This window comes from Fictibacillus sp. 7GRE50, from assembly GCF_015903875.1.
Lineage (GTDB): Bacteria > Bacillota > Bacilli > Bacillales > Fictibacillaceae > Fictibacillus > Fictibacillus phosphorivorans.
Genome location: NZ_JACZDW010000001.1, coordinates 936,564 through 952,794, shown reverse-complemented (window position 1 = coordinate 952,794; position 16,231 = coordinate 936,564). Strand labels below are relative to the sequence as shown.

General features: G+C 40.2%; 17 protein-coding genes. 10 read left to right on the top strand and 7 right to left on the bottom strand.

Features of this window, described 5'->3' with window-relative positions; translation table 11 throughout:
* Positions 1-72 precede the first annotated feature (72 nt).
* From IHV12_RS04630 to IHV12_RS04615, 4 genes are read left to right on the top strand one after another with little or no spacing between them, the layout of a single operon-like run.
* Complete coding sequence (locus IHV12_RS04630) at positions 73-912, top strand: electron transfer flavoprotein subunit beta/FixA family protein (RefSeq protein WP_197190004.1); 840 nt, start codon at positions 73-75, stop codon at positions 910-912.
* Positions 902-1,927 carry an electron transfer flavoprotein subunit alpha/FixB family protein gene (locus IHV12_RS04625; RefSeq protein ID WP_197190003.1) on the top strand — a complete coding sequence of 342 codons (1,026 nt, stop codon included), beginning with the start codon at positions 902-904 and terminating at the stop codon, positions 1,925-1,927. The genes IHV12_RS04630 and IHV12_RS04625 overlap by 11 nt, the downstream gene beginning before the upstream one ends.
* Positions 1,920-3,215: an FAD-dependent oxidoreductase gene (locus IHV12_RS04620; RefSeq protein WP_197190002.1), complete on the top strand. Its 1,296-nt coding sequence runs from the start codon at positions 1,920-1,922 to the stop codon at positions 3,213-3,215. Before IHV12_RS04625 ends, IHV12_RS04620 begins: the two co-directional genes overlap by 8 nt.
* Positions 3,216-3,509: a ferredoxin family protein gene (locus IHV12_RS04615; protein ID WP_066398362.1), complete on the top strand. Its 294-nt coding sequence runs from the start codon at positions 3,216-3,218 to the stop codon at positions 3,507-3,509. It begins immediately after the preceding gene.
* Between the two features lie 42 nt (positions 3,510-3,551).
* Here IHV12_RS04615 and IHV12_RS04610 read toward each other — a convergent pair whose 3' ends face one another.
* The 3 genes from IHV12_RS04610 to IHV12_RS22855 all read right to left on the bottom strand — a co-directional run bounded on the left by IHV12_RS04610 (position 3,552) and on the right by IHV12_RS22855 (position 4,374).
* Positions 3,552-3,839 (bottom strand): YesK family protein, encoded by a 288-nt coding sequence (locus IHV12_RS04610; protein WP_197190001.1) that lies wholly within the window; start codon positions 3,837-3,839, stop codon positions 3,552-3,554.
* 28 nt (positions 3,840-3,867) lie between these two features.
* The gene (locus IHV12_RS04605; RefSeq protein WP_197190000.1) at positions 3,868-4,131 is read right to left on the bottom strand and encodes a hypothetical protein; all 264 of its coding nucleotides are present in this window, start codon (positions 4,129-4,131) and stop codon (positions 3,868-3,870) included.
* A 108-nt stretch (positions 4,132-4,239) separates the two neighbouring features.
* The gene (locus IHV12_RS22855; protein WP_255552543.1) at positions 4,240-4,374 is read right to left on the bottom strand and encodes a hypothetical protein; all 135 of its coding nucleotides are present in this window, start codon (positions 4,372-4,374) and stop codon (positions 4,240-4,242) included.
* A gap of 129 nt (positions 4,375-4,503) precedes the next feature.
* Here IHV12_RS22855 and IHV12_RS04600 point away from each other — a divergent pair, with 129 nt between their 5' ends.
* Positions 4,504-6,939, top strand: a complete 2,436-nt coding sequence (locus tag IHV12_RS04600) for a bifunctional diguanylate cyclase/phosphodiesterase (protein WP_197189999.1) — start codon at positions 4,504-4,506, stop codon at positions 6,937-6,939.
* Between the two features lie 406 nt (positions 6,940-7,345).
* Here IHV12_RS04600 and IHV12_RS04595 read toward each other — a convergent pair whose 3' ends face one another.
* Positions 7,346-8,623: a helix-turn-helix domain-containing protein gene (locus IHV12_RS04595; protein WP_197189998.1), complete on the bottom strand. Its 1,278-nt coding sequence runs from the start codon at positions 8,621-8,623 to the stop codon at positions 7,346-7,348.
* A gap of 224 nt (positions 8,624-8,847) precedes the next feature.
* On the opposite strand from IHV12_RS04595, the gene IHV12_RS04590 reads away from it, so the two are divergent.
* Both IHV12_RS04590 and IHV12_RS04585 read left to right on the top strand, forming a co-directional pair.
* Positions 8,848-9,006 (top strand): hypothetical protein, encoded by a 159-nt coding sequence (locus IHV12_RS04590; protein ID WP_197189997.1) that lies wholly within the window; start codon positions 8,848-8,850, stop codon positions 9,004-9,006.
* Positions 9,007-9,263: 257 nt separating this feature from the next.
* A complete protein-coding gene (locus IHV12_RS04585; protein WP_197189996.1) occupies positions 9,264-11,006 on the top strand; it encodes an ABC transporter ATP-binding protein in 1,743 nt (580 codons plus the stop codon).
* 98 nt (positions 11,007-11,104) lie between these two features.
* Here IHV12_RS04585 and IHV12_RS22580 read toward each other — a convergent pair whose 3' ends face one another.
* From IHV12_RS22580 to pssA, 3 genes are all read right to left on the bottom strand, one after another.
* Positions 11,105-11,542 carry a hypothetical protein gene (locus tag IHV12_RS22580; protein WP_231620635.1) on the bottom strand — a complete coding sequence of 146 codons (438 nt, stop codon included), beginning with the start codon at positions 11,540-11,542 and terminating at the stop codon, positions 11,105-11,107.
* A 336-nt stretch (positions 11,543-11,878) separates the two neighbouring features.
* Positions 11,879-12,235, bottom strand: coding sequence for a hypothetical protein (locus IHV12_RS04575; RefSeq protein ID WP_197189995.1), 357 nt, complete (start codon positions 12,233-12,235; stop codon positions 11,879-11,881).
* Positions 12,236-12,377: 142 nt separating this feature from the next.
* Positions 12,378-13,103: a CDP-diacylglycerol--serine O-phosphatidyltransferase gene (pssA, locus tag IHV12_RS04570; RefSeq protein WP_137790872.1), complete on the bottom strand. Its 726-nt coding sequence runs from the start codon at positions 13,101-13,103 to the stop codon at positions 12,378-12,380.
* Between the two features lie 328 nt (positions 13,104-13,431).
* Between pssA and pgsB the strand changes: the two genes are divergently transcribed.
* Genes pgsB through IHV12_RS04555 form a run of 3 tightly spaced genes read left to right on the top strand, consistent with a single transcriptional unit; the run spans position 13,432 to position 16,226 of the window.
* A complete protein-coding gene (gene pgsB / locus IHV12_RS04565) occupies positions 13,432-14,613 on the top strand; it encodes a poly-gamma-glutamate synthase PgsB (RefSeq protein ID WP_197189994.1) in 1,182 nt (393 codons plus the stop codon).
* A gap of 9 nt (positions 14,614-14,622) precedes the next feature.
* Entirely contained in the window at positions 14,623-15,072 is a 450-nt protein-coding gene (gene pgsC / locus IHV12_RS04560) for a poly-gamma-glutamate biosynthesis protein PgsC (protein ID WP_137790870.1), read from the top strand.
* 11 nt (positions 15,073-15,083) lie between these two features.
* The gene (locus tag IHV12_RS04555; protein WP_197189993.1) at positions 15,084-16,226 is read left to right on the top strand and encodes a CapA family protein; all 1,143 of its coding nucleotides are present in this window, start codon (positions 15,084-15,086) and stop codon (positions 16,224-16,226) included.
* Positions 16,227-16,231 lie beyond the last annotated feature (5 nt).

Here is a 16,231-nt window from a genome sequence, read left to right as displayed (position 1 = left end):
CCATATAGTAGTAATAATCATCATACAAGTGCTTCTTATGTGAGAAATGCCTGTGATTAGAGGAGGGGTCGAATGCTTCATATTGTGGCTTGCATTAAGCAGGTGCCGGATACGAAGATCATCAAGATGAACCCGAAGACGAATACGATGGACCGCGCCAGTGCGCCTGCGATACTTAATCCATACGACGCGCATGCGGTAGAAGAAGCGGTGCGTTTAAAAAAGAGATACGGTGGGACGGTTTCGGTCTTGACGATGGGACCGCCGCCAGCGGTAAAAGCGATCAAAAAATGCATCGAGATCGGGGCAGATGAAGGCTACATGATCTCAGACCGAGCGTTTGCGGGAGCGGATACACTTGCGACGAGCTATGCACTTACGAAAGCGATCGAGAAAATCTCGCAAATTAAGCCGGTCGACTTGATCATCTGCGGAAAGATGACGATCGACGGTGATACGGGACAAGTTGGGCCGGGAATCGCACGCCGATTAGACATGCCACCACTCACTTCGGTCAATAAAGTAAAAGAGATCAACGTGGAAGAAGGGTATGCGATCGTTCACCGAAAGCTAGAGGACGGATATGAAGTGATCCAATCAACGATGCCGTGTTTGATGTCGGTGGAAAAAGAGATCAACGATGTTCCGTATTCTTCGATGACGAACATGCTGAAAGCGGCTCGCTATCAGCCGGTGATCTGGGCAGTCGCGGATCTAGAGGATGTGGAGAGAACACAGCTCGGACTGAAAGGCTCACCGACGATCGTTTCAAAAGTGTGGGCACCGACTAAACCGAGTGGCGGAGAGATGTTAGAGGGGGATGCAGTTGAGCAGACTGAAAAGCTCCTGAACCTTTTATTAGAGAAAAAAGAGCTTTTTGCGGTGAAGGGAGGGTCTGGCGTTGAGCTTTGAGGATTATTCAGGCATTTGGGTTTTTATTGAGGTGAAAGATGGTGAAGTAGTACCTGTTTCGCTCGAGTTGTTAGGAGCGGGTAAGGAACTCGCCGACAAACGTGGCACCGAGCTTGCTGGCGTATTGATCGGAGAGAACGTCACACATCTCGCCGACACGCTTTATGAATACGGAGCGGACACGGTCTATGTGTATGACGACACCATTTTTAAAAACTACCGAACAGAGTCTTATATGAAAGCACTATTGGAATGCTGTCAAAAGCATAAACCTGAAGTTATTTTATATGGCGCCACCTCAACTGGTAAGGACCTCGCAAGTGCCGTTGCGACGGACCTTCCAACCGGACTCACCGCGGACTCTACGATTTTAGATATAGAAGAAGACACAGGGTTGTTGCTTGCGAGCCGACCAGCGTTTGGCGGTAACATTATGGCAACGATTCTCTGTAAAAAGTATAGACCACAGATGGCGACGGTACGGCCAAAAGTGATGAAAGCACTGACGCCTGAACCGGGTCGAAGAGGACAATTAATAGAAGAAACAGCTTCTATAAAAGAAGAAGACATTCGAACAAAGGTGCTCGAGATCGTACAGTTCACGACGCAGAAGGTTCGGATCGATGAAGCAGATATTGTTGTTGCTGGCGGTAAAGGACTGGGCAGTGAGAAAGGATTCCAGGTAATTCATGATCTCGCTGAAACATTGGGCGGAGCGGTTGGGGCGAGCCGTGATGTTGTGGAAGCAGGCTGGGTCGAGCACCATCACCAAGTGGGGCAGACAGGATTAACCGTTACGCCAAAAATCTATTTTGCGATTGGAATTTCTGGAGCCATTCAACACATTGTTGGGATGCAGAACTCAGGGCTGATCATCGCGATCAACAACGACCCTGAAGCTCCGATTTTCCAGTCTAGTCATTACGGCATTGTTGGGGATGCCTTTGAAATCGTACCGCTTCTGATTCAACAGTTTAAACAAGCGTTTAACAAGGAGGTGGTGGACCATGTCTGAAAAGTTTGATGTCATCGTCGTTGGAGCAGGTCCTGCTGGCATTTCTTGTTCATACGAACTCGCAAAGGCCGGCGTTAACGTATTGCTCATCGAACGCGGAGAGTATCCGGGCTCGAAGAACGTGATGGGCGGAGTTCTTTATCGCAAAATGATGGAGGACGTGATCCCAGAGTTCTGGAAAGAAGCGCCGCTCGAGCGACCGGTCGTAGAGCAACGGTTCATGATGATGGACAAAGAATCGGCTGTAACCGTCGGGTACAAAGGAATGGAATGGGGACAGGAACCGTACAACAACTTTACGGTACTGCGGGCAAAATTTGATCAATGGTTTGCGGGGAAAGCTGTTGAGCAGGGAGCACTGCTCGTAAACGAAACGGTTGTTTTAGAGTGTATTGTTGAGAACGGAAAAGTAGTTGGTGTACGAACGGATCGACCGGACGGTGACCTGTACGCGGACGTTGTCGTGTTGGCAGATGGCGTGAACTCCCTGTTAGCAAAGTCACTGGGCTTCCACAAAGAATTTCGTCCAGATGAAGTGGCCCTCGCCACGATGGAAATCATCAAGCTCGACAAAAAGACAATCGAGGACCGATTTAATTTGGAAGAGAATCAAGGTACGACGATAGAGCTTTTTGGTGACGCGACAAAAGGAATTCTCGGCACCGGTTTTCTTTATACGAACAAAGATACGCTGAGCTTAGGTGTCGGTTCACTTCTATCTGGCCTTATCAAGCATAAGATAAAACCATATGAGCTCTTAGAGTATGTGAAGAACCACCCGATGATCAGACCGTACATCGCGGGCGGTGAGCCGGTCGAATATTTAGCGCACATGATTCCAGAAGGTGGCTATAAATCAATGCCAAAAGTAGCGGGCAACGGGGTGCTCGTTGTTGGGGACGCCGCCCAGCTCGTGAACGCGATCCACCGTGAAGGCTCGAACCTTGCGATGAAATCGGGCCAGTTTGCGGCAGAAGCTGTTTTATTAGCAAAAGAACGAGACGACTATTCGGAAGCGACACTCAACCATTATAAAACGCGCTTGATGAGCAGTTTTGTTGGTCAGGATATGAAAAAGTACAAAGATTCAACGCATCACTTTGATAAGTTTCCTCAGTATTTCGATAAGTACATTCCGATGGTGAACAAAGCGGCGAGCCAGATGTTTACGGTCGATGGTTCATCGAAATGGGAGAAACAGAAGAAAATTTGGCGTGATGTAGGAACGGCTGGAGAGAAATTCAAACTAGCTCGTGACGCGTACCGGGCGTGGAAGGTGATGAAGTAAATGAGCGAAAGAAAGTGTCAGAGCATCGAAGAAAAACAGTATCTCGTTCGTTTTAACGCAGACACAAAGTCACATCTTACCGTTATGGATGCCGATGTTTGTCTGAACCACTGTCCTGATAAAATCTGCACGATCTTCTGTCCGGCAGAAGTGTATAAGTGGGAAGAGATTAGGATGCACGTTGGCTACGAAGGCTGTCACGAGTGCGGAAGCTGCCGGATCGGTTGTCCCCATCAAAACATAAAGTGGGAATATCCAAAAGGCGGACATGGGATTGTGTTTCGCTTGGGGTAAAACGGCTGGAAAAGATGAGGATGACCTGGGGTTTAAGCCAGGTTATCCTTTTTTTGTGTTTGAAATGACGGTGATTCTTTTTGTAGCAAGGAAATACGCTACAACTCCAAAACAAAGTAAGAAAAACGCGAGGATTCCATAAGCTGCTCCTTCAAAACCACGAATGAACTCTAAACTCACATAAAAAATGACAAAGGAGCTAATCACGGTTAACAAACAGGGCAGAAGTTTTATGAACAAAGAGACGTTCTTTTTTCTTAGCCACCACGTGAGAAAAAGAACGATTATGCCTGGTATTAAGCTGATAAGAAATGGCATTCCAAAAAACATGTTAATTTCCTCCTGCTATTATAGTGGATTAAGGCTTAGACCAGAAGAGATGTATGCCTAAATACAAGAGCGCGACCAAGCCTATGAATCCAAAAACGAGAGTTGTAGCAATTCGTTTTGATAATCCTTTTTTCGCGTAAAAAGCCAAGAACAAAGATAAAACGATAAACGTGAAAAAAATAGGAAACATATAGTCCGCAATGAATGAGCTATATGCAGCCAGAACAATTGGAGAACCTGCGATTAATAAAGAAAGAATTGAAAGTATGCCAGCATTTCTTTTTAACACCATAAGACCACTCCTAATAATCGATTCAGATTTAATTCCATTTAATTACATTATACATAACTTCCCTTTATTTTGTAGGAGTCTTCTTTAATTAACGATAGTCACATGATTTTAACTTGTTTTTACGGTACGTGTTCTTATTTTTATTACACGTTCGCTCAATTCTTCAGCCGTTTCACTCAGAATAAATGCTGTTTCACCCAGAACCGTCAACGTTTCACTCCAACTAGCACCTGTTTCGCTCAAAAGGGTCTACTTTTGAATTAAACAACTGTTTAAAAATATTATTATTACCCTCTCTAAATACAGTAAATATTTTACCGATATAGAATATGTAAAGTAATTTCGATTCATTAACAAGGAGAGTTTCTATAAATGGACGCCGTTTCTAGTACATATCACATTCCGCTTGTTTCTCTATCAATCATTATTGCAGTCATAGCTTCTTATGCTGCGCTGGATTTAGGGATACAGGTACAAAAAACAAAATCATACGCACGGTACATTTGGATGATCTCGGGAGCTTTTGCGATGGGGATGGGCATCTGGGCCATGCATTTCGTGGCGATGCTTGCTTTTCACTTATCGATCTCGGTCACTTATGATGTAACACTCGTCATTGTTTCAATCATTCCAGCGATTCTTTCTTCCGGAATCGCACTATATATCATCAGCCGCCCTGTTATGGGGAAAAAGCAGGTATTGTTAGGAGCTCTTTTCATGGCGACGGGTATCGTTTCTATGCATTACACGGGAATGGAAGCGATGAAGATGAACGCTGAAATAGACTACAATCCAGTATTATGGACGCTTTCGGCGGTCATTGCTTTTGTCGCATCAGTCGTAGCTCTGTATCTACTTTCGTTTGTTAGTCAAAACTATAAAACCAGTAAAATATGGCTCGTGAAGCTAGGAAGTGCGGTGCTCATGGGTATCGCCATTTCTGGAATGCATTATACGGGTATGTCGGCTGCATCCTATAAGGCGCATCAGCATCACACGGATCTAGCATCAACACCTTTTAACAGCACCCTTTTAGCTTATGCGATTGGGATAGTTATTCTCATTTTGCTAGGGATGGTGTTCATCAGCACGTTCATCGATCGAAGGTTTGAGTATCAGTCGATTCTATCAGAAAGAAAGTTCCGCTCTGTTATTGAGTCTGCCAACGATTCTATTATTCTGTCAGATCGAACAGGAACCATCATCTCGTGGAATAAAGGAGCAGAGCTGATCTTTGGCTTTAACGAAAAAGAAGCACTAGGAAAAAATTTGCAGATCATTATACCGGACAAGTTTAAAGTTGCTCATCAGCAAGGTATGGAACGTTATCTGTTGTCTGGAGAACCAAAAGTGATCGGCAACACGGTTGAGTTAGAAGGGCTTCGAAAGGATGGAAGTGAGTTTCCGATTGAACTGTCCCTTGCGGCTTGGCAGGAAGATGATCAAGTATATTTTAGTAGCATTATTCGTGACATTACGGAGCGAAAAAGAAACGAGAAGAAAATTAATCAGATGGTCTACCGTGATCCCTTAACAGGTCTGCCAAATCGACTTCTGTTGAACGACCGTCTTTCTCAAGCACTTGAACTGGCAGATGAGAACAAGCAGACGATCGGCATCATGTTTATCGACCTCGATCGATTCAAGTATATAAACGATACGTTAGGACATGCGGTTGGAGATCAACTGTTGATTGAAATTGCAAAGCGGATTCAAGCATGTGTAGGGAAGAACGATACGGTCTGCCGTCAGGGTGGGGATGAATTTATCGTACTCATACCAAATACAACGGCAGATGAAGTCTCGAAAATCGCTCAGCAAATCGTAGATCTGTTTAGCAGTTCCGTTATGGTCAACGAGCAAGAGCTATTTGTGACTCCGTCGATCGGAATTGCGATGTATCCAGGAGATGGCCGTGATATAGAAACGTTGATCAAAAATGCGGATACTGCGATGTATCGAGTGAAGGAACAAGGGAAAAATAACTTTCAATTTTATACACCAGAGATGAATGAGGCCGTTACTAAAAAAATGAAGCTTGAGATCGGTCTTCGAAAGGCACTGGAACGTGACGAATTTAAGATTGTATACCAGCCTCAAATTGATGTAGAAACGGGTGGCATCATCGGAGTTGAAGCTCTTTTACGCTGGCATCATCCGGAATGGGGGACGATCTCACCAGCTGAATTTATTCCGATTGCCGAAGAAACAGGTCTGATTCTACAGATCGGAGAATGGGTGCTTCATGGGGCTTGTCGTCAAAATAAAGCGTGGCAAAACGCTGGATACGCGCCATTACGGATGGCGGTCAACATTTCATCCCGTCAATTTCAGCAGAGTGATCTCGTTGAGCGTGTGAGTAGAATTTTGAATGAAACTGAGCTTGCGCCACAATATTTAGAACTAGAGCTGACGGAAAGTATTATTCAAGATTCGAAGTATGCTGTAGCTAAGATGCAGCAGCTGAAAGAGATGGGAATTCATCTATCGATCGATGACTTTGGAACAGGCTATTCGTCTCTAAGCTATCTGAAGACGTTCCCGATTCATACGTTAAAAATTGATCAAAGCTTTACGCGTAACATCTATGCAGATCCGAAAGACGCTTCACTCGTTGAAACGATTATCGCGATGGCTCATAATTTAGATCTGAGGGTAATAGCAGAAGGGGTAGAAACGGAAGAACAGCTTCAGTTTCTGCAGCAAAAGCAATGTAACGAGGCGCAAGGGTATTACTTCAGCAGGCCGATTTCGGCGGAGGAGCTGGCGGTGATTTTACAAGAGCGCTCGGTTAGTGAAGTTAGTTAAGTCTGAATTGATACAAGAATAACACGAAAAAAACCCCATCATACACATTGAGATGGGGTTTTTAAGTGAATAAAACCAGATTTGTGGTAAAATAAGAACCTCAAACTAGGGAAGGAAAAACAAAGATGAAGATTAAACAGTTTCTTTCTTACTTTTGTATTTTCTACTTAAGTGTTTTAGCCACTACTAATGAAGAACTGAAGAGTTCTTTTAGTGCATTTAGTGCTGGCCTTTTCTTATTTGATATGTTGGTTTTATTTTCAACCCTATACTTATTATACGTTGTGAGAAGTTACTTTGAATCACAAGGAATAACTAAAAAAGAGTCTCTTCTTTATGCTTTTTCATCTTTATTTCTATGTTTCTGCTTCGTTTATCTTGTTCAACGATAGTGTCTGTTGCATCCCTAAATATATGTAACACCTAAGTCATACATCTTTCTCATGGCTTCCATGGCGGAACTATAGTACATGCTAGCCTGTTTATATTTTTGATGATCTTCAAAGTATTTTCCGAGTATCGGGTAATACTCTGCTAAAAAGATCCACTCGTTTCTTTTTCTAAAGTAAGGAATCATTTCTTTTATCATGAATTGAACAGTTGAGTCATTAAGCTCCCCATGAGTAAACAGTTCTTTGTGATAAAGGAAATGGAGTTCATAGCCCCTAAAAATAGGATTATCTTTCACATGATCCATCCAAGTGTTCAGTAACTGTAGGCCTTTTTCTGGTTGGTTTGTTTTTTCATAACTTTTGATTAATGCATAAATCGTCATAACTTTAGCGATAAAAGGTTCACTCTCTTTTGCTTGTAAACTTCTAGAAAATAGTTCGATCGCCTTTTCCGTTTCACCTTTATGATTCGCAATACTACCTAAATTATGGTAGACAATCCCTTTAATCACTTCATCACCAAACGAATTCGCGATGGTTTCGGCTAGGAGTAATTGCTTAATAGATTCATCGAAATTTTTAATCCTCGTTTGGACGATAGCAAGTATAATCCTACAATCTGCACATCTTTTAAAGAAATAGGTTTTTTCAAATATGGTCAGAGCCGATTGTGTGTATTCTAGAGCGGTAATGCTTTTAAATAGCTGATTAGCTGTAAGACCAATCATGTAGAGCAAGTAGCCTCTTTCCCATTCCTGAAAACGATGTTCTTCTAACAATTTTTCAGCTTTTAAAGCATAGCTATGTGAGTCTTCAAATTCTTCCATAAAAAAACTGAGTTGTGATCTAGCCAGCAGATAGTAAAAAGCTTTTTCCCCTTTGATCACATCGTCAATATAACCAACTTCATCTAACATTTCAGGTACACCATCTATTTCTTGTGTAGTCATCATGATGTACATACTTTTAAAAATTTTGTTCAAGATATCCTCTTCTACGGATTGTGAAGGTAAATCTATCAAATTATCATATTTTTGCTTTGCAGTTGAATAATCTCTCATATATAGAGAATAGAAGAGATCTACGTAATTTTGCATGATACTTTTTTCGTTTTTAGTATGTAGTCTGATAGCTAATCGTTCTGCTAGATGCTGCTGTATTTCTTCTGATGGTTCAGTGACTCCATTTTCAATCTTACTTAAATAAGGTACTGAACATATCCCGACAGCGAGTTCTTGCTGGGATAAGTTTTTGACTTTTCGGAAATAACGAATCTTTTCCCCTAAGTTCATTTTTTGTTACCCCGCCTTTGTTCATAAATTGGATTTACAATTATTAGGTATAAGCTCACGGTAAATTTTTTCCCTTCTCTAAATATACATGAACTTTAACTGTAAGAGGAAACTAGTCTTTAATAATTGCAATATATCCCCTAAATCACTTCATGTTTCCCAATTTTCATGGGCTATTTATTAGGTATAATTATCTATAGAAACTAACAACTAGGGTGAAGGCTATGACTATTGAAAGAGGCGATCTTGTAACATACCATGATGAATTACACAAAGTGCTTCACGTGTATTCATCTGATTTTCTTGAGATCAGAAAAGTAAACGAACCATATATACCGCGTGTTATTTTGGTTCATAAATCGGAAGTTAATGCCCAGCCATGATAAATGACTATATAAACATGAACTGACTCAAGAGTGAATATGACCACTACTTGAGTTTTTTGTTTGACTTAAAAAATTATGTATCAGAATTTTCTGTAATCATTTACAATAATAGTACTAATGAATAAGGAGGAATTTAACATGAGAAACATGACTACTCAAACCGTACAAACATATAAGGGTGGAACACGTTCTTAACTTATAGACGGTGTGTCCCCTTATGTGTGCCTCGTAAAAAAACACAAAAGGGGTAAATCATGAATTTTCCAATCAAACGTTTTTTCTCCTATTACAAACCGTATTTAGGGTTATTTCTAACTGTATTAGTTACTGCGTTTATTGTTTCTGGGATCACACTCATCCTTCCATTGCTCGTTCGGTATATAACCAAAGATGTTTTAGAAGGGGACTTGTCTGTTGCTCTTCATAAAGTCTACTTGATTGGTGGAATTATGTTTGTGCTAGTTGTCATACAAAACCTAGGAACCTACTTCGTCGACTATAAAGGACATGTGGTCGGTGCCCGAATGGAAAGTGATATTCGCAGCGAGTTGTTTCAGCATCTGCAGAAACTTTCTTTTAGCTTTTACGATAAAGAAAAGACCGGCCAACTCATGTCTCGTGTAACGAACGACTTATTTTTACTTGCTGAACTGTATCATCATGGTCCAGAAGATTACGTCAAATATTTTGTGAGGTTTGTAGGGGCATTTGTGATTCTGTTTTTTATCAATGTGCCTTTAACGCTTGCGGTGTTTTTGTTCCTGCCGATCATCGGTTTTCTCTCGCTCTATTTTAACAAGAAAGAGAACGTTGCTTTGCGACGAAATAAAGAGCGGATCGCAGATATCAATGCTCAGCTTGAAGATACACTTTCAGGAATTCGGGTCGTAAAATCTTTTGCAAACGAACAAGTGGAGATCCGTAAGTTTAATAGAGAAAATCTTCGTTTCTTAGAGAGTAGAAGGAACACATATAAAGTAGAAGCGACTTTTTATAACAGCATACAAATCTTAATTCAGCTCATCACGATCACCGTTGTTGTTTTCGGTAGTGCCAGTATCGTTAATCAAAATTTGGATTTAGCTGATCTGATCACGTTTTTGTTATATGTCGGCTATATGGTGGAGCCCATTCAGCGTTTGACTCACATGAGCACACAGTTTCAAGAAGGCATTACAGGCTTTCAGCGCTTTATGGAGATCATGAACCTAAAACCAGACATCGAAAGTCAAAAAGATGCGAAACAGTTTTCCACGGTGAAAGGGGAGATTGCTTTTAAGAAAGTAAGCTTTCAGTACGAACCGCATTTGGATTCTGTGTTTTCGAATCTTTACCTTCATATAAAGCCTGGAGAGTACGTTGCTTTAGTCGGTCCATCAGGTGCGGGAAAGACAACATTATGCTCGCTCATCCCTCGCTTTTATGAAGTGACAGTTGGGGAAGTGCAGCTTGATGGTATGGACATAAGAGAGCTTGATTTAAATGATTTGAGAAATCAGATTGGTGTTGTGCAGCAAGACGTTTATTTGTTCGCGGGAACGGTGATGGAGAATATCCGCTATGGTAATAATGAAGCGACTGATGAAGAAGTTATGGCGGCCGCAAAACAGGCAAACGCTCACGAGTTCATTATGAGCTTGCCAAATGAATATCACGCTGACATCGGTCAACGAGGAGTGAAGCTTTCTGGTGGTCAGAAGCAACGGCTCAGTATCGCTCGTGTATTTTTGAAAAATCCGTCTATCCTGATTCTCGATGAAGCGACGAGTGCGCTGGATAATGAATCAGAAGCTGTAATCAAGGAATCTCTCGAGTCTTTAGCAAAAGGGCGTACAACAATCGTAATCGCTCATCGCCTCTCTACGATCCGAAATGCTGAACGGATTATTGTTCTAACGAACGAAGGGATTGTGGAGGAAGGTACACACGATGCATTGCTTAGAAGCGATGGAGCGTATGCGCAGCTTTACAATAAGCAGTTTGAAGTACAATATTAGATGTTTATATAAATGGTCACTCCTTATTTTATAGGAGTGGCTGTTTTTCATTTCGATTATAGTTATACGAAACTTGTTGAACATTTAAAAAAAGACTCTCAAATGAAAGTCTTTTTATTCTTTATCTTTTCCCATGCTTGCATAAGGTTATCATGATAGTCTTTCGGTCTTTCAATAATAATCCATTCCACAGAATGTGATGTGACAGGCATCATTTTCTTGTGCCTTTCTCTTATGGTTTCGTGATGGGTGTAATGAGTATAGATGACTGAAGAGCGCGTAGACGTAACCGAACTTTTGAAAAACGTAATATCCTCAATTTCACTCCAGAGAATTTTGTTTCCTCTTAAATCGATCACAACGCCTTCAGCATCCCAATAAAAACCTCGGTTACTCTTTCTTTTTTGAAGTAGATAAATAGAATAACCAATAAGTACAACCGAAAAAATGAAAAGAAAGAGTGCTGCAGGAAGATGTTTATAGAACTCCTTTATATTACTTAACGGGAGCAATAAGGTGATTACTCCTGCTGTCATAAAACTTATTATAGGAAAGCAAGAAACTTTATACGTTGAAGATTTCATCTTTTAGTACCATGAATTGTCTTCTGTTGGTCTTGAAATGAGGTAACGTCCTCTTGGTGTGCTTCGTTCATCGTTATTCTCCTCTTTAAAACGTTCATAATTGTCTTATTTCCTTATTTTCCTACTATACCTTTATTATGTAAGTACGTCTGCACCAATTTATGAAAAAAACATAATAAAAATGAACTGGTTTATCATCCACTTCATTGGTGTGTTTCTTATATGGTTTTTCTTATATGTACACTGTTTCACAATCTGTAGCAAAAAGAAAAGCGAGGATGAATCACGTTATGCTTCTCTTTGTAGGACAGGCTTTTCAATTGTGCTTAGCAGATCTTCGCGGGCTTTTTGACTTAATTCATTGGAGTACTCGATCGCTTCATAGATGGATGCGAAGTGCTGCGACGCGTAGTACGGCGATTTATAGCAATGTATCACTTTCGTTTGTGAAGGATAGATGAGCACCTTCCAGTGGTAAACATTTCGTTGCTTTTCACTGCCTTCCATCGCGATGAGCCAATGTGTGGAGCTCTCAAGTGCTGCGTCGTCTTCCTGAGCTGTGTTCTTTAGAGCAGCCCGATCATTTTCACCGATTAAAATAGGCACCTTTTCATAGAACTCCCTAAGGTTTGGGTAGTTGTTCATACCATCTCTCCTCTCAAACATGATTTGTCCATTTCACAAAGTACATGTTTCGCTTATTGTGACATTATATGAAGGGAGAGAGGAAAAGATGATTCAAAAATAAAACCAGATGCTAAATATTTCAGCATCTGGTAGGTGAACGTTAGAAGCGTCTTCTTTTGTTACGACGAGGTCGTCTCGGCCGTCTGATCTTGATCTCTTTTACCTTAATAAAACGAACCCCGATAAATAGGAAGTAAGTAGCTAGTGCGACATAAAAGAAGATCGGTACGCTTTCGAATCGGTTCTTCGCAAGCAAGTAAAACATGTAAAACAAGAATAGCGAGATGATCGTTCCATATCGCGGCATCGGGATATCCTTGAAGCTTGGAATCTTGATCGTGCTTACCATTAAGAGACCGAGTCCGTAAAAGAGAAGAACAAAAATCCATAGTGGAATCCATTTTACAAAAAAGACTAAGAATACAACGATTCCACCTGCAAGCGGGATCGGGATTCCTTTAAAATATTTCATCGATTCTTCCGCTGCCGTAATGTTAAAACGCGCTAGACGGTATGCACCGAATAGTGGAAAAAGACCTGCAAACAGAAAGCCCCACATTCCCAGATGAGCGAAGTAGGTATTCGCTACAAAATAGGCGGGTGCTACGCCAAATGAGACAACATCCGCAAGTGAATCGAGTTCCTTTCCGAGGTTTCCTGAGACTCCTAAAATCCGAGCTGCTCTTCCGTCGACCGCATCCAGCATCATCGCGATGAAAATGAGGATAGCTGCGTTTCGAATATCACCGTTTGAAACGTAACCGATGGAAAGAAACCCACAGAATAGATTTCCTAAAGTTAATAAGTTTGGAATATGCTTTTTCATTGTTCACGTCCTTAAAAAATACTCTTCTCTATATAATAGATGATTTTATTGGAAAAAGTTATGTTTTTTTACAAGTCATGCAGTAATGTATAAAAATATTTCCACTCTATTTCAATTTATAGGAAAGTTTATTTGTAACATTTTAAAGAATGGAAAGCAAGATTGTCTCATTAAAATATTCGAGACGAAAAAGACAAAAGAGTTACTATGTTAAATTTTCATTAATTAAATCTTTCAATCCCGTAATCTTATTGCGGAATAATTTCCTGTGTGTTTTACTAAAACAAGTTTTTTAGATAACAAATGGAAAAGAGGGGAGAAAATTCATATGATCCTGATACCTATTATTCTTACTATAATTATTTTTTATGGGGTATATGAACAGCGATTTCATAAGAAAAGCATTGAATCAATTCCCATTCGAGTAAATATCAATGGAATTCGAGGTAAGTCAACCGTTACTCGTCTAATAACAGGAATCGTAAGGGAGGCAGGTTATAAGACGATAGGAAAGACAACTGGTACCTCTGCAAGGATGATTTTTTGGTTTAAAGATGAAGAAGAACCAATAATTAGAAGGCCAGAGGGTCCTAATATTGGTGAACAGAGAAGGGTCGTTCAAAAAGCAGCTAGCCATGGCTGTGAAGCATTAATTAGTGAGTGCATGGCTGTAAATCCGGATTATCAAATAACATTTCAAGAAAAATTAGTACAAGCGAACATAGGAGTGATTGTAAACGTCCTGGAAGATCACATGGACGTTATGGGACCAACATTAGATGAGGTCGCAGAAGCATTTACTGCTACTATTCCTTACAATGGTCACTTAATTGTTACAGATGATTCCTATTTAGACTATTACAAAGAAGTAGCCAAGGATCGAAATACCAAAGTGATAGTTGCAGATAACACACAAATTACAGAGTCTTTTTTAAGGAAATTTGAATATATGGTCTTTCCTGATAACGCAGCATTGGCACTTGGTGTTGCTGAGGCCATTGGAATAGATAAAGATACTGCATTTACTGGAATGTTAAATGCGAATCCCGATCCTGGTGCTATGCGAATAACGATTATGGGAGATCAAGATTCTCCATCCTATTTTGTAAATGGATTTGCTGCAAATGATGCATCATCGACTTTGAAAATATGGGATCGAATTGTTGAACTAGGATATCCAACAGAAAAACCTGTAGTCATCATGAACTGTCGAGCTGATCGAGTGGATCGCACAGAACAGTTTTCCAAAGATGTTTTACCATACATAGATGCTGAAATACTTATTTTGATTGGAGAAACAACAAGTCCAATTCTTAATGAATTTGATAAAGGAAATATAAAAGCAAAAGAAGTGTGGAATTTAGAAGGTTATGGTACGGAAGAGATCTTTAATAAGATCATACCTGTGTTAAACAATACTGTTATTTATGGGGTAGGTAATATTCATGGGGCAGCTGAACCTTTAATTCAAAAATTCTCGACAAATAAATACGGAAAAAAAGTGGGGTAACGAACAGATATGTTTGGATCTGATTTATACATAGCATTAGTCCTAGGAGTTATTTTAAGCTTAATTTTCACTGAGAAAACAGGAATTATCCCTGCAGGATTGGTTGTCCCTGGTTATTTAGCACTTATTTTTGATCAACCCATTTTTCTGTTAATTGTTCTATTTATTAGCTTACTTACATTTTTGATCGTAAATTATGGACTCTCCAGATTTATGATTTTGTATGGCCGCAGAAAGTTTGCAGCTATGCTGACAACAGGTATAGCTCTCAAATTAGTTTTCGACTATTTATATCCTGTTATGCCTTTTGAAATCTATGAGTTTAGAGGCATCGGAGTAATTGTTCCAGGTTTAATAGCAAATACAATTCAAAAACAAGGTATTCCAATGACATTAGGAAGTACGGTGCTACTTAGTGGATTAACATTCAGCATTATGTCATTGTATTATCTGTTTTAGGAGAATAGTAGATGAATAGAGTATTAACACCTCAAGAAAAAGTTTTGCGTTTCTTAAAACGTACAAAAAAGAAAAATAAAAAATATTCCATACTTTCCACTATCGTAATTGTGGTTTTAATCATCTCTTACAACCTCTTTTTTGAGAATGATCCTGTTGCTGTAAAGAGTGAGGGGGAACCACCGCTTCTAACTGGTACATTTGTGGGAGACATTATGCTAGGCAGACATGTGGAGGAAGTTACGGATAAAAAAGGACAAGAATACTTATTCAGAAATGTTCGTCCCTATTTTGAGACTTCTGATTATGTTACGGGAAATTTTGAGCATCCAGTTACTAAAACGGATGATTATGAAGAAGCGGATAAATTTATACACTTACAAACTTCTGCAGATAGTGTAAAGACAATGAAGAATTTAGGTTTTTCCGTTTTGAATCTAGCAAATAATCACACTATGGATTATTTAGAACCAGGCTTAAAGGACTCCATTGAAACCTTTAATGAGACAGACATGGATTTTGTAGGGGCAGGAAAAAACATTGAAGATGCAGGTGAAGCATCTTACCAGTCGATCAACGGTATTACGATTGCGACTTTAGGGTTTACGGATGCTTATGTAAAAGGCGCAAGAGCTACAAAAAATGACGGTGGCGTAGCAAACGCCGATCCAACAATCTTCATGCCTCTTATTTCAGAGGCTAAGAGAAATGCAGATCTTGTAGTCGTCCATATGCATTGGGGACAGGAATATGATGCTGAGGCAAGTCCTCGACAAGTTGGATTAGGTCATGCACTTTCAGATGCAGGAGCCGACATTGTGATCGGTCATCACCCTCATGTGCTTTCCACTGTTGAGAAGTATAATGACACTGTTATTTTTTATTCGTTAGGCAATTTTGTTTTTGACCAAGGCTGGTCCCGAACGCGTGATAGTGCTGTCGTTCAATATAAGCTTTCTAAGGATGGAATGGCAACCTTTGAAATCACGCCATTACGCATAAGAGAAGCAACACCTTCTCCTGTTAACAGCTGGTTATCTAGAGAAAAGATATTTAGACAATTAACAAAAGATACTGGTGAAAGTATAGTCTGGAAACGACAGGATGGAAAGCTATCATTTCAGGTTAATCATAAAAATGTAATTAAGGAATAGGAAAA

Excerpts from the sequence above, each read along its gene's own strand:
- IHV12_RS04630 (WP_197190004.1), top strand. The coding sequence starts at position 73 with ATGCTTCATATTGTGGCTTGCATTAAGCAGGTGCCGGATACGAAGATC.
- IHV12_RS04620 (WP_197190002.1), top strand. The coding sequence starts at position 1,920 with ATGTCTGAAAAGTTTGATGTCATCGTCGTTGGAGCAGGTCCTGCTGGC.
- IHV12_RS04615 (WP_066398362.1), top strand. The coding sequence starts at position 3,216 with ATGAGCGAAAGAAAGTGTCAGAGCATCGAAGAAAAACAGTATCTCGTT.
- IHV12_RS04610 (WP_197190001.1), bottom strand. The coding sequence starts at position 3,839 with ATGTTTTTTGGAATGCCATTTCTTATCAGCTTAATACCAGGCATAATC.
- IHV12_RS04605 (WP_197190000.1), bottom strand. The coding sequence starts at position 4,131 with ATGGTGTTAAAAAGAAATGCTGGCATACTTTCAATTCTTTCTTTATTA.
- IHV12_RS04600 (WP_197189999.1), top strand. The coding sequence starts at position 4,504 with ATGGACGCCGTTTCTAGTACATATCACATTCCGCTTGTTTCTCTATCA.
- IHV12_RS04595 (WP_197189998.1), bottom strand. The coding sequence starts at position 8,623 with ATGAACTTAGGGGAAAAGATTCGTTATTTCCGAAAAGTCAAAAACTTA.
- IHV12_RS04590 (WP_197189997.1), top strand. The coding sequence starts at position 8,848 with ATGACTATTGAAAGAGGCGATCTTGTAACATACCATGATGAATTACAC.
- IHV12_RS04585 (WP_197189996.1), top strand. The coding sequence starts at position 9,264 with ATGAATTTTCCAATCAAACGTTTTTTCTCCTATTACAAACCGTATTTA.
- IHV12_RS22580 (WP_231620635.1), bottom strand. The coding sequence starts at position 11,542 with ATGACAGCAGGAGTAATCACCTTATTGCTCCCGTTAAGTAATATAAAG.
- IHV12_RS04575 (WP_197189995.1), bottom strand. The coding sequence starts at position 12,235 with ATGAACAACTACCCAAACCTTAGGGAGTTCTATGAAAAGGTGCCTATT.
- pssA (WP_137790872.1), bottom strand. The coding sequence starts at position 13,103 with ATGAAAAAGCATATTCCAAACTTATTAACTTTAGGAAATCTATTCTGT.
- pgsB (WP_197189994.1), top strand. The coding sequence starts at position 13,432 with ATGATCCTGATACCTATTATTCTTACTATAATTATTTTTTATGGGGTA.
- pgsC (WP_137790870.1), top strand. The coding sequence starts at position 14,623 with ATGTTTGGATCTGATTTATACATAGCATTAGTCCTAGGAGTTATTTTA.
- IHV12_RS04555 (WP_197189993.1), top strand. The coding sequence starts at position 15,084 with ATGAATAGAGTATTAACACCTCAAGAAAAAGTTTTGCGTTTCTTAAAA.